Below are 16,332 nucleotides of genomic sequence, written 5' to 3'. Positions count from 1 at the left end.
ATGGCATATAAGCTTCCCGTTTCTGTCCTGGTGGTCATTTATGCAGAAGACACGAAGCGGGTGCTGATGTTGCAGCGGCGTGACGATCCTGATTTCTGGCAGTCGGTTACCGGCAGCCTGGAAGAGGGGGAGACCGCGCCGCAGGCCGCCGCGCGTGAAGTAAAGGAAGAGGTCACCATTGATGTTGCTCATGAGCAACTGACCCTGAAGGACTGTCAGCGCACGGTGGAGTTTGAAATTTTTAGCCATTTACGTCATCGCTATGCGCCGGGCATTGAGCGCAATACGGAGTCGTGGTTCTGTCTCGCGCTCCCCCATGAGCGGGAGATCGTGTTTACCGAACACCTGAACTACCGCTGGGTAGATGCGGCGGATGCCGCCGCGCTGACCAAGTCGTGGAGCAACCGGCAGGCGATTGAAGAATTTGTAATTAACGCGGCCTGAGAAGGCGCGATTTTTGGAGAACTTTTTATGGCAGGTCATAGTAAGTGGGCCAACACCAAGCACCGCAAAGCGGCACAGGATGCCAAGCGCGGTAAGATCTTTACCAAAATTATTCGCGAGCTGGTGACAGCGGCGCGTCTGGGCGGCGGCGATCCAGCTTCTAACCCGCGTCTGCGCGCGGCGGTGGATAAAGCGCTGTCTAACAACATGACGCGTGACACCCTGAACCGTGCTATCGCACGTGGCGTCGGCGGTGATGAAGACGCGAACATGGAAACCATCATTTATGAAGGTTACGGCCCTGGCGGTACTGCGGTGATGGTTGAGTGTCTGTCCGACAACCGTAACCGTACCGTTGCGGAAGTGCGCCATGCGTTCACCAAAACCGGTGGCAACCTGGGCACTGACGGTTCTGTAGCTTACCTGTTCAGCAAAAAAGGCGTCATCTCCTTCGAGAAAGGCGACGAAGATGCGATCATGGAAGCGGCGCTGGAAGCGGGTGCGGAAGACGTGGTGACCTACGATGATGGCGCCATTGACGTTTACACCGCCTGGGAAGAGATGGGCGCCGTGCGCGATGCGCTGGAAGCCGCGGGCCTGAAAGCGGACAACGCTGAAGTCTCAATGATCCCGTCTACCAAAGCGGACATGGATGCGGAAACCGCACCGAAACTGCTGCGTCTGATCGACATGCTCGAAGACTGCGACGACGTGCAGGAAGTGTACCACAACGGTGAAATCTCTGATGAGGTTGCAGCGACTCTCTGATGAGAGCCTGTAAACCGTTTACGGGAGACGCGTGATGTCGATTATCCTCGGGATTGACCCCGGCTCGCGCGTCACCGGCTATGGCGTTATCCGTCAGGTGGGACGCCAGCTAACCTACCTCGGCAGTGGCTGTATTCGTACTAAAGTGGACGATCTGCCGTCGCGCCTGAAGCTCATCTACGCGGGCGTGTCGGAGATCATCACCCAATTTCAGCCGGACTATTTCGCCATCGAGCAGGTCTTTATGGCGAAAAACGCCGATTCAGCGCTAAAGCTGGGTCAGGCGCGCGGTGTCGCCATCGTCGCTGCCGTAAACCAGGATTTGCCGGTGTTCGAGTACGCCGCGCGTCAGGTTAAGCAGACGGTGGTGGGGATTGGTAGCGCGGAGAAAAGCCAGGTGCAGCACATGGTGCGTACCCTGCTGAAGCTTCCCGCGAACCCGCAGGCCGACGCAGCCGATGCGCTGGCGATTGCGATTACCCACTGCCACGTCAGCCAGAACGCGATGCAGATGAGCGAGTCGCGGCTCAACCTGGCGCGAGGCAGGTTACGATAATCAGAAATCAGGCTGGATGTTTATCCAGCCTTTTTTTATTATGTCGGCAGTTAATTTCTTCCAGAACGCAGGAGCGTCACGTGATAGGCAGACTCAGAGGCATCATTATTGAAAAACAACCCCCGTTAGTGCTGCTGGAAGTGGGTGGCGTGGGCTATGAAGTCCATATGCCGATGACCTGCTTCTACGAGCTGCCGGACGCGGGCAAAGAGGCGGTTGTCTTTACTCAGTTTGTGGTGCGTGAAGATGCTCAGCTGCTCTACGGCTTCAACAACAAGCAGGAACGCACCCTGTTCCGCGAGCTGATTAAAACCAACGGCGTCGGGCCGAAGCTGGCGCTGGCGATTTTGTCCGGTATGTCAGCCCAGCAGTTTGTGAATGCCGTTGAGCGCGAAGATCCTGCGGCGCTGATTAAGCTTCCGGGCATCGGTAAGAAAACCGCAGAGCGTTTGATAGTCGAAATGAAAGACCGCTTTAAAGGTCTGCACGGCGATCTGTTCACCCCGGCGGCCGATTTGGTTCTGACCTCCCCGGGCGCGCCTGCCTCTGATGATGACGCCGAGCAGGAAGCGGTTGCCGCGCTGGTGGCGCTGGGCTATAAACCTCAGGAGGCCAGCCGCATGGTGAGCAAAATTGCCAAACCGGATGCCAGCAGTGAAACCCTGATTCGTGAAGCGCTGCGCGCTGCATTGTGAGGTAAAGGATGATTGAAGCAGATCGCCTGGTATCGGCAGGCACCCTTCAGGCAGAAGACGTGGTGGATCGCGCGATCCGCCCTAAGCTGCTTGATGAGTATATCGGCCAGCCGCAGGTACGTTCCCAGATGGAGATTTTCATCCAGGCGGCAAAGCTGCGCGGCGATGCACTCGATCACCTGCTGATTTTTGGCCCGCCGGGGTTAGGGAAAACCACCCTGGCGAATATCGTCGCCAACGAAATGGGCGTTAATCTGCGCACCACCTCCGGCCCGGTGCTGGAGAAAGCGGGCGATCTGGCGGCAATGCTGACCAACCTTGAACCGCATGACGTGCTGTTTATCGACGAAATCCATCGCCTGTCTCCGGTAGTGGAAGAGGTGCTCTATCCGGCGATGGAAGATTATCAGCTGGATATCATGATTGGCGAAGGCCCGGCCGCGCGCTCTATCAAAATCGATCTCCCTCCGTTTACCCTGATTGGCGCAACGACCCGTGCCGGGTCGTTAACCTCTCCGCTGCGTGACCGCTTCGGTATCGTTCAGCGTCTGGAGTTTTATCAGGTGCCGGACCTGCAGCATATCGTTGGCCGTAGCGCGCGCTATATGGGGCTGGATATGAGCGAAGAGGGCGCTTTTGAAGTGGCGAAGCGTTCGCGCGGGACGCCGCGTATCGCCAACCGCCTGCTGCGTCGCGTGCGTGACTTTGCCGAAGTGAAGCATGATGGCACCATTTCGGCAGAGATTGCCGCCCAGGCGCTGGATATGCTTAACGTCGATGCCGAAGGCTTTGACTATATGGACCGCAAGTTGCTGCTGGCGGTGCTGGATAAGTTCTTTGGTGGCCCGGTTGGCCTGGATAACCTGGCGGCGGCGATCGGTGAAGAGCGTGAGACGATTGAAGATGTGCTGGAGCCGTATCTGATCCAGCAGGGCTTTCTGCAGCGCACGCCGCGTGGTCGAATGGCGACGGTGCGTGCTTGGAATCATTTTGGTATCACCCCACCGGCAATGCCGTAACGATGAGCAGGCGGATGTTAAATTCCGCCTGCGACGCTGACCGATTATTCACCTCATCCGATTTTCCCATCAATATTATTTTGGATAAATTTATCATCCATATCATTTGAGATAATTCACTCATTTTATCTACTATGAATTTATAGCGATACCCTAGCTATAAATGAATTTAATTTACCCTATCAGGAATAACAAAATGAAATTAATGAAGGCAATATCTATTGCCGCTCTGACTATGGCGGCTATATCTGGCGTAGCGAATGCCGCTATTTCAGGAACCCAAACATGGAAAATGGTAGATCAGAGACTTGAAAATACCAGTAACGGACAAAAACTGTGTATGACTGGCGTTGGCCTGGAGCAGGCGACGATGGAAGAGTGTGGTTCTAATCCAGATATGCAGAATATACGTGAGGCCAATTTCGCTCTTGGTGGGACTCTGATACTGGATGAACATCCATATTATGCGTTCGGACCAATAGATAATAAAATATATTTAGTCCAAAATGACACTTCCGCGCCTCATTGGAACCATGTTAACGGACAGATGATAACAGCTGATTATGATGGTCATGAGAAATGTCTTGATATTGAAGGCGGTATAAACGTCCCTGGCGCCAAATTGTATTTAGCAACTTGTACCAATAAATAAAATAAGCACCGATAATTTCATCGGTGCTTATTTACGTGTGCGCCCGACATGGGCGCACTCCTGCGGGTGGAAGTTTCGCCATGTGTTGATCACAGCACATGAAGCGAAACGCCACCCTCTGTGGTGGTGGTAATCGCTTATTCAGGCATTCGGTTGTTTTTTCATCATACTAAAAATAAACAACACCGCCGCACACAACACCACCGACGGCCCCGCAGGCGTGTCATAGAATGCCGAAAAGGTTAACCCGCCCGTTACCGCAATCATCCCGATAATCACGGCCACACCGGCCATCTGCTCCGGCGTGCGGGCAAAACGACGTGCCGTGGCGGCAGGGATAATCAGCAGCGACGTAATAATCAGCGCCCCGACGAACTTCATCGCCACGCCGATGGTTAATGCCGTCACCAGCATCAGCAGCAGCTTAACCCGCTGCAGCTTCACGCCGTCGACGAAGGCCAGGTCCGGGCTGACGGTCATTGCCAGCAGGTTACGCCACTGCCAGAGCAGAATACCGAGTACCACCACCACCCCGATGGCGATGGAAATTAAATCTTCCGGCGTCACGGCAAGCAGATCGCCAAACAGATAGGCCATCAGGTCGACGCGGATATTCGACATCAGGCTTACCACCACCAGACCCAGCGAGAGCGCGCTGTGGGCCATGATGCCAAGCAGCGTATCAATGGCGAGGTGCGGACGTTTCTCCAGCCAGACCAGCCCGGCTGCCAGCAGCAGGGTGACAACAATCACCGCGTAGAAGGGATTAACGTCCAGCAGTAAACCAAAAGCCACGCCCAGCAGGGAGGCGTGCGCGAGGGTATCCCCGAAATAGGACATTCTGCGCCATACCACAAACGAGCCGAGTGGACCCGCGGCGCAGGCAAGCATAATCCCGGCCAGCCAGCCGGGCAGTAATAGTTCAATCATGAGTGTCCATTTCCCCGGCGCAGGACAATTCGTCCCTGTAAATCATGGCGGTGATTATGATGATGACGGTAAATACCCAGCTGTTCAGCGCCGCGAGGGCCAAACATGGAGATAAATTCCGGGTGCATCGAGACCACTTCAGGCGTGCCGGAGCAGCAAATATGATGGTTAAGGCACAGCACTTCGTCCGTTTTCGCCATCACAAGATGGAGATCGTGGGAGACCATCAGCACGGCGCAGTTCAGTTCGCGACGCAGCTGGTCGATCAAATCATAAAGCGCGACCTGACCATTAACGTCCACACCCTGGGTTGGCTCATCAAGCACCAGCAGCTGCGGGCTGCTCAGCAGCGCACGGGCCAGCAAAACGCGCTGCGTCTCACCGCCGGACAGCTTTTGCAGCGGTGCGTCGATAAGATGGCCCGCCTGCACGCGTTTCAACGCCGGGAGAATATCGGCTTTACGCGTGCCGGGGCGCAGGCGCAGAAAGCGACTTACCGTCAGCGGCAGGGTGGCGTCCAGGTGTAATTTTTGCGGCACGTAGCCGATCCGCAATTTTTCCTCGCGCGTAATCACACCTTCGTCCGGTGTTACCAGACCCAGCACCACACGTACCAGAGTGGATTTACCAGCGCCATTGGGGCCGAGCAGCGTTAAAATTTTGCCGGGCTTGAGATCCAGCGATACGTCAGAGAGGACGCGGCGCTGGCCGAATGAGACCGAAATATTATCGAGAGAAACCAGTGTCGTCATGTCAATTTAAGCTTGAAGAAGTCAACGGATGTTATAATATCACATTCCACGCATTCACTACGATGATTAGTCGCATTATGTTACATAAAAATACGCTTCTTTTCGCAGCATTATCCGCTGCCCTTTGGGGAACAACCGCACAAGATGTTAACGCTGCCGTTGTCGCTTCGCTTAAACCGCTTGGATTCATCGCATTGGCCATTGCCGATGGCGTAACGGAAACCCAGGTTCTGCTCCCGGATGGTGCATCCGAGCATGACTATTCCTTACGCCCGTCAGATGTAAAACGCTTGCAAAACGCGGACTTAGTTGTCTGGATTGGTCCGGAGATGGAAGCGTTTATGCAGAAATCGGCCAAACAGATTCCAGGCGAAAAACAGGTCGCGATTGCCGGGCTTTCCGGCGTGAAACCGCTGCTCATGAAAGGGGCGGATGACGACGGTGACGAACACGATCATCACGCTGCAGAGGGTGAAAAAGGTGATGGCGATCACCATCACGGCGAGTACAACATGCATCTCTGGCTTTCCCCAGAGATAGCGCGGCTTTCAGCGGTTGCAATCCATGACAAATTAGTGGAACTTATGCCGCAAAGTCGAGCCAAACTAGACGCCAACCTGAAGGATTTTGAGGCACAATTAGCCGCAACCGATAAGCAGGTGGGTAATGAGCTCGCACCGTTGAAAGGAAAAGGGTATTTCGTTTTTCATGACGCCTACGGCTACTACGAAAAACACTATGGTTTGACCCCGCTTGGGCACTTTACCGTCAACCCTGAAATTCAACCTGGTGCGCAGCGTTTACATGAAATCAGAACACAGCTGGTTGAGCAAAAAGCAACGTGCGTTTTTGCTGAGCCACAGTTCAGGCCAGCGGTCGTAGAAGCCGTGGCCAGGGGAACATCCGTGCGCATGGGAACCCTTGACCCGCTAGGTACGAACATCCAGTTGAGCAAAGCGAGCTATTCGCAGTTCCTCAGCCAACTGGCGAACCAGTATGCGAGCTGCCTGAAAGGAGATTAACGAGGAAGTGAATACGTGCAACAGATAGCCCGCTCTGTCGCCCTGGCATTTAACAATCTGCCTCGACCCCACCGCGTTATGCTGGGGTCGCTTACAGTTCTCACTTTAGCGGTCGCCGTCTGGCGGCCCTATGTTTACCACCCGAGTTCTGCCCCTATCATTAAGACCATCGAGCTTGAAAAGAGCGAAATTCGTTCTTTGCTGCCTGAAGCCAGCGAGCCTATCGACCAGGCCGCTCAGGAAGATGAAGCCATCCCGCAGGATGAGCTGGACGATAAAACCGAGAACGAAGCGGGGATCCACGAATACGTTGTCTCTACCGGTGACACGCTGAGCAGTGTGCTCAACCAGTACGGTATCGACATGGGCAATATCAGCCAGCTGGCGGCTGCGGATAAAGACCTGCGTAACCTGAAAATCGGGCAACAGCTCTCCTGGACATTAACGGCGGATGGTGATCTCCAGCGTTTGACCTGGGAAATGTCCCGCCGCGAAACCCGCACCTACGATCGCACTGCAAACGGTTTCAAAATGACCAGTGAACTGCAGAAGGGCGACTGGGTGAACAGCGTGATGAAAGGTACTGTGGGCGGAAGCTTTGTTTCCAGCGCCCGTGATGCCGGCCTGACCAGCGCTGAAATCAGCGCGGTGATCAAAGCCATGCAGTGGCAGATGGACTTCCGCAAGCTGAAGAAAGGCGATGAGTTCTCCGTCCTGATGTCCCGCGAAATGCTGGACGGCAAGCGCGAGCAAAGCCAGCTGCTGGGCGTGCGTTTGCGCTCTGAAGGCAAAGATTACTACGCTATTCGCGCTGAAGACGGCAAGTTCTATGACCGCAGCGGTACGGGACTTGCGAAGGGCTTCCTGCGTTTCCCGACGGCGAAACAGTTCCGTGTCTCTTCTAACTTCAACCCGCGTCGTCTGAACCCGGTTACCGGGCGCGTTGCGCCACACCGCGGGGTAGACTTCGCGATGCCGCAGGGTACGCCCGTGCTGTCGGTGGGCGATGGCGAAGTGGTGATGGCAAAACGCAGCGGTGCAGCGGGTTACTACGTGGCTATACGTCACGGTCGTACCTATACCACCCGCTATATGCACCTGCGTAAACTTCTGGTCAAACCGGGCCAGAAAGTGAAACGCGGTGACCGTATCGCGCTTTCCGGCAACACCGGACGCTCTACCGGCCCACACCTGCACTATGAAGTGTGGATCAACCAGCAAGCCGTGAACCCGCTGACGGCGAAACTGCCGCGCACCGAAGGCCTGACAGGTAAAGATCGCTCCGATTACCTGGCGCAGGCGAAAGAGGTGATACCGCAGCTGAGCTTAAACTAAGCCTTTGTTGTGTGAAAAAAGCCGGTGTCAGTATGCACCGGCTTTTTCTTTTGTGCGTGGGCGACTGCCTCGCTACACTATCTGAATAATTTTTTGCGTCACCAGACCCTGGAACCAGCATGGAAACAAAAAAAAATAATATTGAATACATTCCTGAGTTTGAAAAATCCTTTCGCCACCCGCGCAACTGGGGCGCCTGGCTGGGGGTTTACACCTTTGCGGGCATCGCTATGCTGCCTGCCGCGCTGCGCGATCCTGTTCTGGGGAAAATTGGCCGTCTGGCCGGACGTTTAGGTAAAAGCGCGCGTCGTCGTGCGCAGATCAACCTCTATTACTGTTTTCCTGAAAAAAGCGATGCCGAGCGCGAGGCCATCATCGATGCGATGTACACCACCGCACCGCAGGCCATGGCGATGATGGCGGAGCTGGCACTGAAAGGTCCGGAAAAAATCATCGATCGCGTTGACTGGAAAGGGCTGGAAATCATCGACGAAATGCGTCGCAATGACGAAAAGGTGATTTTCCTCGTTCCTCACGGCTGGGGCGTCGACATTCCGGCGATGCTGATGGCCTCTCAGGGCCAAAAGATGGCGGCCATGTTCCATAACCAGGGCAATAAAATCTACGATTTTGTCTGGAATACCGTACGCCGTCGTTTTGGCGGACGTTTGCATGCGCGAAACGATGGTATTAAGCCGTTTATTCAGTCCGTACGTCAGGGGTACTGGGGCTACTATCTGCCGGATCAGGACCACGGACCCGAGCATAGCGAGTTTGTCGACTTCTTCGCTACCTACAAAGCAACGCTCCCCGCGATTGGCCGCCTGATGAAGGTCTGTCGCGCTCGCGTGATCCCGCTCTTCCCGGTTTACGACGGTAAAACGCATCGTCTGAGCATTGAAGTCCGTCCGCCGATGGACGATTTGCTGACCGCGGACGATCGCACCATCGCACGTCGTATGAATGAAGAGGTGGAACTGCTGGTGGGGCCGCATACCGAACAGTACACGTGGATACTGAAGCTGCTGAAAACGCGGAAGCCGGGAGAGACGGAACCCTATAAGCGTAAAGAGCTCTACCCGAGGAAATAAAATACAGTCACCCCTCTCCCCATAGGGGAGAGGGGATCAGATCTTACTCTACGGTCAGTACGCGAGTGGTGTTGGTTGAGCCGATGGTGCTCATCACGTCACCCTGGGTCACGATGACGATATCACCGGACACCAGGTAACCTTTATCGCGCAGCAGGTTTACGGCATCGTGCGCGGCAGCTACGCCGTCATTGGTGCTGTCGAAATGTACCGGCGTCACACCGCGGTAGAGCGCCGTCAGGTTCAGCGTACGCTCGTGGCGTGACATGGCGAAGATCGGCAGGCCAGAGCTGATGCGAGAGGTCATCAGCGCGGTGCGGCCAGATTCGGTCATGGTGATGATCGCCGTAACGCCTTTCAGATGGTTGGCCGCGTACATGGCGGACATTGCAATCGCTTCTTCCACATTGTCGAACTGGATATCCAGACGGTGCTTGGAGACGTTAATGCTTGGGATCTTCTCCGCGCCCAGGCAGACGCGCGCCATTGCGGCCACGGTTTCTGCCGGATACTGGCCCGCCGCGGTTTCCGCAGAGAGCATGACCGCATCGGTCCCGTCCAGCACGGCGTTAGCCACGTCCATGACTTCCGCACGGGTTGGCATTGGGTTGGTGATCATGGATTCCATCATCTGGGTGGCGGTGATCACCGCGCGGTTCAGCTGACGTGCGCGACGAATCAGTGCTTTCTGGATACCGACCAGCTCAGGGTCGCCGATTTCCACGCCCAGATCGCCACGGGCAACCATCACCACGTCAGAGGCAAGGATCACATCGTCCATGGCATCCTGATCGCACACGGCTTCCGCGCGTTCAACCTTAGCGACGATTTTGGCATCACAGCCTGCGTCGCGGGCCAGGCGGCGCGCATAGTTCAGATCTTCGCCACAGCGTGGGAAAGAGACCGCCAGGTAGTCAACGCCGATCTGGGCCGCGGTTACGATGTCCGCTTTGTCTTTCTCGGTCAGGGCTTCCGCAGAGAGGCCGCCGCCCAGTTTGTTGATGCCTTTATTGTTGGAGAGCGGGCCGCCGACGGTGACTTCGGTGAACACCTTCATCCCCTGAACTTCCAGAACCTTCAGCTGGACGCGACCGTCGTCGAGCAGCAGGATATCGCCGGGCACCACGTCAGCCGGCAGGCCTTTATAGTCGATCCCGACTCTCTCTTTATCGCCTTCGCCTTTGCCGAGGTTGGCATCCAGCAGGAATTTGTCGCCGATATTGAGGAAAACTTTACCTTCTTTAAAGGTTGATACACGAATTTTTGGACCCTGCAGGTCGCCGAGGATTGCGACGTGGCGGCCCAGCTTAGCGGCGATCTCACGCACTTTATCGGCACGCAATTTATGGTCTTCTGGCGTACCGTGAGAAAAGTTCATACGCACCACGTTGGCGCCAGCGGCGATAATTTTTTCGAGATTATTATCGCGATCGGTGGCCGGGCCTAAGGTGGTTACGATCTTGGTTCTGCGAAGCCTTCTGGACATGTAATACTCCGTTGACTGAAACAACTTTGGTGTTGCGTGAACATAGAATCGGCCTTCATCTGCCGCAAGGCAGCAAAGAGGGGACCGAATGCCGAAAATCATTACATCGTAATTATTGGTTACGTCTTCGTTATCTACTTCAGGGAACATCGCTCTTTATAAGCAATTCTTTATCAAAACGCGATTCCTTCAGCGCTTCCTTGACTCGCTTCAAGTTATCCCGGAATTTTGCGCCCCGGCGTAAGGTAAAACCGGTCGCCAGCACGTCGATTACCGTGAGCTGCGCCAGACGGGACACCATCGGCATATACATGTCGGTATCCTCAGGGACATCCAGCGTAATGGCGAGCGTCGCCTCGCGCGCCAGCGGCGTGCCGGCGGTGGTGAGGGCGATCACCATGGCATCGTTTTCACGGGCCAGCTGCGCTAGCTCAACCTGGCTTTTGGTGCGGCCAGTGTGCGAAATCAGTACCACGACGTCATCCTCACTGCAATTCATACAGCTCATGCGTTGCAGCACAATGTCATCGGAATAAATAACCGGTACGTTAAAGCGGAAGAATTTATTCATGGCGTCGTGCGCCACGGCGGCTGACGAGCCAAGTCCGAAGAACGCAATTCGCTTGGCCTGGGTGAGTAAATCCACCGCGCGGTTCACTGAACTCATATCCAGACTTTGGCGAACGTGATCGAGCGTGGCCATGGCCGACTCAAATATTTTCGCCGTGTAGGCATCTACGCTGTCGTCTTCATCCACATTACGATTAACATAGGGTGTGCCGTTCGCCAGACTTTGTGCCAGATGCAGTTTAAAATCAGGAAAGCCGCGCGTTTCCAAACTCCGGCAGAAGCGGTTGACCGTCGGTTCACTGACGCCAGCTTCCTGAGCCAGAGCGGCGATGCTTGAATGAATTGCCTGAGCGGGCGCGGCCAGAATGACTTCAGCCACTTTTCGCTCGGATTTGCTAAGGTGTTCCAGTTGATACTGGATTTTTTCAAGCATGTTCATTGTTAACAAGGCGCTCGTGGGGGTGGAAACGATTTCACGCATTGATGAAATCTTGATTCGATTAGCCGATATTACCCCTGTGGCTTCCATAAAGGGTAACAGTCGACAAGATAATGTTGTTGTTTTTTTTCATTACTTGATCGATGTCGGGTTTTGCTATGACCCTGTTGCGCAAATTATCGACGGCTATTGCGTCATTACGTCGCCGTAATTGGCTGAATGGCTAAAAATCGCCGTATCGCACGAGACGATAAGCGCTAATGGTTTCGGGAATGACGTAAAAGCAGTACAGTGCATTGTAATAAAATTACAACGATACCTGGCAGAAGCACCAGGTGATCCAACTGAGGAGAATGACATGGCGGTAACGCAAACAGCCCAGGCATGTGACCTGGTCATTTTCGGCGCGAAAGGCGACCTTGCACGCCGAAAATTGCTGCCTTCCCTGTATCAACTGGAGAAAGCGGGCCAAATTCATCCGGATACGCGTATCCTGGGTGTAGGGCGCGCCGACTGGGACAAGGACGCTTATACCAAAGTCGTCCGCGAGGCGCTCGAAACTTTCATGAAGGAAAAAATTGATGAAAGTTTGTGGGATACCCTGAGCGGTCGTCTCGATTTCTGCAACCTGGACGTCAATGACGTTAGCGCGTTTTCCCGTCTGGGTGCCATGCTGGATCAGAAAAACCGTGTCACCATTAACTATTTCGCCATGCCGCCAAGCACCTTTGGCGCTATCTGCAAAGGTTTGGGCGAAGCGAAGCTGAACGCCAAGCCGGCGCGCGTGGTGATGGAGAAGCCGCTGGGTACGTCGCTGGCGACCTCGCGTGAAATCAACGACCAGGTAGGCGAGTTCTTTGAAGAGTGCCAGGTCTACCGTATCGACCACTATCTTGGTAAAGAGACGGTACTGAACCTGCTGGCGCTGCGCTTCGCTAACTCCCTCTTTGTGAACAACTGGGACAACCGCACCATCGACCACGTGGAGATTACCGTGGCGGAAGAGGTGGGGATTGAAGGTCGCTGGGGTTACTTTGACCAGGCCGGCCAGATGCGCGACATGATCCAGAACCACCTGCTGCAAATTCTGTGCATGATTGCCATGTCTCCACCGTCTGACCTGACGGCTGACAGCATCCGCGACGCCAAAGTTAAAGTGCTGAAGTCGCTGCGCCGCATCGATCGTTCCAACGTGCGCGAGAAGACCGTGCGCGGCCAGTACACCGCCGGGTTTGCGCAAGGCAAAAAAGTGCCGGGCTATCTGGAAGAAGAGGGCGCGAACAAGACCAGCAACACCGAGACCTTTGTGGCGATCCGCGTGGATATCGACGACTGGCGCTGGGCGGGCGTTCCGTTCTACCTGCGTACCGGTAAACGTCTGCCGACGAAATGTTCCGAAGTTGTCGTTTACTTCAAAAACCCTGAGCTGAACCTGTTCAAAGAGTCCTGGCAGGAGCTGCCCCAGAATAAGCTGACCATTCGTCTGCAGCCGGACGAAGGGGTGGATATCCAGATCCTCAACAAAGTACCGGGCCTGGATCATAAGCACAACCTGCAGACCACCAAGCTGGATCTGAGCTACTCCGAAACGTTCAACCAGACGCACCTGGCGGATGCTTACGAGCGTCTGCTGCTGGAAACCATGCGCGGTATCCAGGCGCTGTTCGTACGTCGCGACGAAGTGGAAGAGGCGTGGAAATGGGTCGACTCCATCACCGAAGCCTGGGCTGCCGATCAGGATGCACCAAAACCGTATCAGGCGGGTACCTGGGGGCCGGTCGCGTCGGTGGCGATGATCACCCGCGATGGTCGCTCCTGGAACGAGTTTGAGTAGGATTATCCACTAGCCCAAAAGTGTTATTTTACCGGTAACATGATCTAACACAGCTCGTGGCACAATTTTTATACTTTTAAGCTCCGCGTGGATTCACCCGCGGAGCTTTTTTTATTACACTGCCGGAAGTGATTTTGCCCCTGAGCTCCGGACAGCAAGCGTTTCAGCGTTGTTAACAACTGCCAGCGACTTTGTAAACTCCCGGGCCCGGACAGATAAATTAAAGGAGCTTTTATGAATCCTGTATTGTTACGCGTAACACAACGCATTATCGAGCGCTCGAAAGAGACCCGTTCGGCCTACCTCGCCCGGATTGAACAGGCGAAGAGCAACACCGTTCACCGCTCCCAGCTGGCCTGCGGTAACCTGGCGCACGGCTTCGCCGCCTGCCAGCCCGATGACAAAGCCTCCCTGAAAAGCATGTTGCGTAACAATATCGCTATTATTACTTCCTATAACGATATGCTCTCCGCACACCAGCCCTATGAGGTCTATCCCAACATCATTCGCAAGGCGCTGCACAGCGTAAACGCGGTGGGTCAGGTCGCGGGCGGCGTGCCGGCGATGTGCGACGGCGTGACGCAGGGGCAGGACGGTATGGAGCTGTCACTGCTGAGCCGCGAAGTAATTGCAATGTCCGCGGCGGTGGGCCTGTCACACAACATGTTTGATGGCGCGCTCTATCTCGGCGTCTGCGACAAAATCGTCCCGGGCCTGGTGATGGCGGCGCTGTCATTTGGTCACCTGCCCGCCATCTTTGTGCCATCCGGCCCGATGGCGAGCGGTCTGCCGAACAAAGAAAAAATGCGCATCCGCCAGTTGTATGCGGAAGGGAAAGCGGATCGTCAGGCGCTGCTGGAGGCCGAAGCGGCCTCCTACCATGCGCCGGGAACCTGTACGTTCTACGGCACAGCCAATACCAACCAGATGGTGGTGGAGTTTATGGGGATGCAGCTTCCGGGGTCGTCCTTCATCCAGCCGGATGCGCCGCTGCGTCAGGCGCTGACCGAGGCCGCGGCCCGTCAGGTGACGCGTCTGACCGGAAACGGCAATGAATGGATGCCGATGGGCAAAATGGTCGACGAAAAAGTCATCGTCAACGGCATCGTCGCCCTGCTGGCCACCGGCGGTTCGACCAACCACACCATGCACCTCGTGGCCATGGCTCGCGCGGCGGGCATTCTGATTAACTGGGATGACTTCTCCGACATTTCCTCCGTGGTGCCGCTGATGGCTCGCCTGTACCCGAACGGTCCGGCGGACATCAACCACTTCCAGGCCGCTGGCGGCGTCCCGCTGCTGATGCGCGAGCTGCTGAAAGGCGGTCTGCTGCATGAAGACGTGAACACCGTAGCCGGATTTGGCCTGCAGCGCTACACCCAGGAGCCGTGGCTGAACAACGGCGAGCTGGACTGGCGCGACGGGGCAACCGCGTCTCTGGATCCGCAGGTGATTGCCACTATCGACAAACCTTTCTCCCACCACGGAGGTACCAAGGTACTGAGCGGCAACCTCGGTCGCGCGGTAATGAAAACGTCTGCCGTGCCGGAAGAGAACCAGGTTATCGAGGCCCCGGCGGTGGTGTTTGAAAGCCAGCACGACGTGTTGCCTGCCTTTGACGCCGGTCTGCTTGATAAAGACTGCGTGGTGGTGGTGCGTCACCAGGGGCCTAAAGCGAACGGCATGCCAGAATTACATAAACTTATGCCACCACTTGGTGTATTATTGGACCGCCGTTTCAAAATTGCGTTAGTGACCGATGGCCGCCTCTCAGGCGCATCCGGCAAAGTGCCTTCCGCGATCCACGTCACGCCTGAAGCCTACGACGGCGGCTTGCTGGCGAAAGTGCGCGACGGCGACATGATCCGCGTGAACGGCCAGACAGGCGAGTTAACCCTGCTGGTGGATGACGCCGAGCTGGCGGCACGTCAGCCTCATATTCCTGACCTGAGCGCATCGCGCGTGGGGACCGGACGCGAAATGTTCAGCGCGCTGCGTGAGAAACTCTCCGGTGCAGAGCAGGGCGCAACCTGTATTACGTTTTAAGACGACTTGATTTTAACGATCTGGCGAGAGAGAACTCTGATGAAAAACTGGAAAACAAGTGCAGAAGCAATCCTGACCACTGGCCCTGTCGTGCCGGTTATCGTGGTAAACAAGCTGGAGCACGCTGTACCGATGGCGAAAGCGCTGGTTGCGGGCGGCGTTCGCGTTCTGGAAGTGACCCTGCGTACCGCCTGCGCGATGGACGCTATCCGCGCTATCGCCAAAGAAGTGCCGGACGCCATAATCGGTGCGGGTACCGTTCTCAACGCGCAGCAGTTGGCGGAAGTAACTGAAGCTGGCGCACAGTTTGCCATCAGCCCGGGCCTGACCGAGCCGCTGCTGAAGGCCGCGACAGAAGGCACGATTCCTTTGATCCCGGGCATCAGCACCGTTTCAGAACTGATGCAGGGCATGGACTACGGTCTGAAAGAGTTCAAATTCTTCCCGGCAGAAGCTAATGGCGGTACTAAAGCGCTGCAGGCGATTGCGGGTCCCTTCTCTCAGGTACGTTTCTGCCCGACTGGCGGTATCTCTCCGGCGAACTACCGCGACTACCTGGCGCTGAAAAGCGTGCTGTGCATCGGTGGTTCATGGCTGGTTCCGGCGGATGCGCTGGAAGCGGGCGACTGGGATCGCATCACCAAACTGGCTCGCGAAGCGGTTGAAGGCGCGAAGCAGTAAGCCATTCGCCGC

16 protein-coding genes are annotated in these 16,332 nt (G+C 55.7%); 12 read left to right on the top strand and 4 right to left on the bottom strand.

The features are described 5' to 3' along the window. The 6 genes from nudB to AB8818_RS05080 all read left to right on the top strand — a co-directional run bounded on the left by nudB (position 1) and on the right by AB8818_RS05080 (position 4,134). Positions 1-444: a dihydroneopterin triphosphate diphosphatase gene (gene nudB, locus AB8818_RS05105; protein WP_061097872.1), complete on the top strand. Its 444-nt coding sequence runs from the start codon at positions 1-3 to the stop codon at positions 442-444. 27 nt (positions 445-471) lie between these two features. Continuing rightward, on the top strand, positions 472-1,212 hold the full coding sequence (locus AB8818_RS05100; RefSeq protein WP_003859747.1) for a YebC/PmpR family DNA-binding transcriptional regulator: 741 nt from the start codon (positions 472-474) through the stop codon (positions 1,210-1,212). Between the two features lie 34 nt (positions 1,213-1,246). Continuing rightward, positions 1,247-1,768, top strand: a complete 522-nt coding sequence (ruvC, locus tag AB8818_RS05095) for a crossover junction endodeoxyribonuclease RuvC (protein ID WP_003859749.1) — start codon at positions 1,247-1,249, stop codon at positions 1,766-1,768. Positions 1,769-1,848: 80 nt separating this feature from the next. Then, the gene (gene ruvA, locus AB8818_RS05090; protein ID WP_163329867.1) at positions 1,849-2,463 is read left to right on the top strand and encodes a Holliday junction branch migration protein RuvA; all 615 of its coding nucleotides are present in this window, start codon (positions 1,849-1,851) and stop codon (positions 2,461-2,463) included. Positions 2,464-2,471: 8 nt separating this feature from the next. Continuing rightward, positions 2,472-3,482 (top strand): Holliday junction branch migration DNA helicase RuvB, encoded by a 1,011-nt coding sequence (ruvB, locus tag AB8818_RS05085; protein ID WP_025756924.1) that lies wholly within the window; start codon positions 2,472-2,474, stop codon positions 3,480-3,482. Positions 3,483-3,678: 196 nt separating this feature from the next. Continuing rightward, positions 3,679-4,134, top strand: a complete 456-nt coding sequence (locus AB8818_RS05080) for a hypothetical protein (protein WP_166711569.1) — start codon at positions 3,679-3,681, stop codon at positions 4,132-4,134. Between the two features lie 141 nt (positions 4,135-4,275). Here AB8818_RS05080 and znuB read toward each other — a convergent pair whose 3' ends face one another. Both znuB and znuC read right to left on the bottom strand, forming a co-directional pair. Then, positions 4,276-5,064, bottom strand: a complete 789-nt coding sequence (znuB, locus tag AB8818_RS05075; RefSeq protein ID WP_116339092.1) for a zinc ABC transporter permease subunit ZnuB — start codon at positions 5,062-5,064, stop codon at positions 4,276-4,278. Then, entirely contained in the window at positions 5,061-5,816 is a 756-nt protein-coding gene (znuC, locus tag AB8818_RS05070; protein WP_014884314.1) for a zinc ABC transporter ATP-binding protein ZnuC, read from the bottom strand. Before znuC ends, znuB begins: the two co-directional genes overlap by 4 nt. Before the next feature lie 77 nt (positions 5,817-5,893). Here znuC and znuA point away from each other — a divergent pair, with 77 nt between their 5' ends. The 3 genes from znuA (at position 5,894) to lpxM (ending at position 9,264) form a co-directional block, all read left to right on the top strand. Beyond that, positions 5,894-6,838: a zinc ABC transporter substrate-binding protein ZnuA gene (znuA, locus tag AB8818_RS05065; RefSeq protein WP_192984934.1), complete on the top strand. Its 945-nt coding sequence runs from the start codon at positions 5,894-5,896 to the stop codon at positions 6,836-6,838. 15 nt (positions 6,839-6,853) lie between these two features. Then, a complete protein-coding gene (gene mepM / locus AB8818_RS05060; RefSeq protein ID WP_116339096.1) occupies positions 6,854-8,173 on the top strand; it encodes a murein DD-endopeptidase MepM in 1,320 nt (439 codons plus the stop codon). A 119-nt stretch (positions 8,174-8,292) separates the two neighbouring features. Then, a complete protein-coding gene (gene lpxM, locus AB8818_RS05055) occupies positions 8,293-9,264 on the top strand; it encodes a lauroyl-Kdo(2)-lipid IV(A) myristoyltransferase (protein WP_028013618.1) in 972 nt (323 codons plus the stop codon). A gap of 43 nt (positions 9,265-9,307) precedes the next feature. On the opposite strand, the gene pyk is transcribed toward lpxM, so the two are convergent. Then, positions 9,308-10,750 carry a pyruvate kinase gene (gene pyk, locus AB8818_RS05050; protein WP_116339098.1) on the bottom strand — a complete coding sequence of 481 codons (1,443 nt, stop codon included), beginning with the start codon at positions 10,748-10,750 and terminating at the stop codon, positions 9,308-9,310. A 139-nt stretch (positions 10,751-10,889) separates the two neighbouring features. Next, positions 10,890-11,759, bottom strand: coding sequence for a MurR/RpiR family transcriptional regulator (locus AB8818_RS05045; RefSeq protein ID WP_028013615.1), 870 nt, complete (start codon positions 11,757-11,759; stop codon positions 10,890-10,892). A gap of 358 nt (positions 11,760-12,117) precedes the next feature. Between AB8818_RS05045 and zwf the strand changes: the two genes are divergently transcribed. The 3 genes from zwf (at position 12,118) to kdgA (ending at position 16,320) form a co-directional block, all read left to right on the top strand. Next, positions 12,118-13,593: a glucose-6-phosphate dehydrogenase gene (gene zwf, locus AB8818_RS05040; protein WP_116339100.1), complete on the top strand. Its 1,476-nt coding sequence runs from the start codon at positions 12,118-12,120 to the stop codon at positions 13,591-13,593. Between the two features lie 234 nt (positions 13,594-13,827). Continuing rightward, entirely contained in the window at positions 13,828-15,639 is a 1,812-nt protein-coding gene (gene edd, locus AB8818_RS05035) for a phosphogluconate dehydratase (RefSeq protein WP_192984911.1), read from the top strand. A gap of 39 nt (positions 15,640-15,678) precedes the next feature. Then, positions 15,679-16,320 carry a bifunctional 4-hydroxy-2-oxoglutarate aldolase/2-dehydro-3-deoxy-phosphogluconate aldolase gene (kdgA, locus tag AB8818_RS05030; protein ID WP_192984909.1) on the top strand — a complete coding sequence of 214 codons (642 nt, stop codon included), beginning with the start codon at positions 15,679-15,681 and terminating at the stop codon, positions 16,318-16,320. Positions 16,321-16,332 lie beyond the last annotated feature (12 nt).

It is taken from the genome of Enterobacter sp. KB-280D8 (assembly GCF_041399405.1).
In the GTDB taxonomy this organism is placed as follows: Bacteria; Pseudomonadota; Gammaproteobacteria; order Enterobacterales; family Enterobacteriaceae; genus Enterobacter; species Enterobacter cloacae_N.
Note: the sequence above shows the minus strand (reverse complement) of the source record. Positions and strands in the feature narration are given on the sequence as shown.

What these genes read in the sequence shown, in the direction of transcription:
- kdgA (WP_192984909.1), top strand. Translation starts at nt 15,679, where the DNA reads ATGAAAAACTGGAAAACAAGTGCAGAAGCAATCCTGACCACTGGCCCT.
- AB8818_RS05080 (WP_166711569.1), top strand. Translation starts at nt 3,679, where the DNA reads ATGAAATTAATGAAGGCAATATCTATTGCCGCTCTGACTATGGCGGCT.
- znuC (WP_014884314.1), bottom strand. Translation starts at nt 5,816, where the DNA reads ATGACGACACTGGTTTCTCTCGATAATATTTCGGTCTCATTCGGCCAG.
- znuA (WP_192984934.1), top strand. Translation starts at nt 5,894, where the DNA reads ATGTTACATAAAAATACGCTTCTTTTCGCAGCATTATCCGCTGCCCTT.
- lpxM (WP_028013618.1), top strand. Translation starts at nt 8,293, where the DNA reads ATGGAAACAAAAAAAAATAATATTGAATACATTCCTGAGTTTGAAAAA.
- pyk (WP_116339098.1), bottom strand. Translation starts at nt 10,750, where the DNA reads ATGTCCAGAAGGCTTCGCAGAACCAAGATCGTAACCACCTTAGGCCCG.
- zwf (WP_116339100.1), top strand. Translation starts at nt 12,118, where the DNA reads ATGGCGGTAACGCAAACAGCCCAGGCATGTGACCTGGTCATTTTCGGC.
- znuB (WP_116339092.1), bottom strand. Translation starts at nt 5,064, where the DNA reads ATGATTGAACTATTACTGCCCGGCTGGCTGGCCGGGATTATGCTTGCC.
- AB8818_RS05045 (WP_028013615.1), bottom strand. Translation starts at nt 11,759, where the DNA reads ATGAACATGCTTGAAAAAATCCAGTATCAACTGGAACACCTTAGCAAA.
- AB8818_RS05100 (WP_003859747.1), top strand. Translation starts at nt 472, where the DNA reads ATGGCAGGTCATAGTAAGTGGGCCAACACCAAGCACCGCAAAGCGGCA.
- edd (WP_192984911.1), top strand. Translation starts at nt 13,828, where the DNA reads ATGAATCCTGTATTGTTACGCGTAACACAACGCATTATCGAGCGCTCG.
- ruvC (WP_003859749.1), top strand. Translation starts at nt 1,247, where the DNA reads ATGTCGATTATCCTCGGGATTGACCCCGGCTCGCGCGTCACCGGCTAT.
- ruvB (WP_025756924.1), top strand. Translation starts at nt 2,472, where the DNA reads ATGATTGAAGCAGATCGCCTGGTATCGGCAGGCACCCTTCAGGCAGAA.
- nudB (WP_061097872.1), top strand. Translation starts at nt 1, where the DNA reads ATGGCATATAAGCTTCCCGTTTCTGTCCTGGTGGTCATTTATGCAGAA.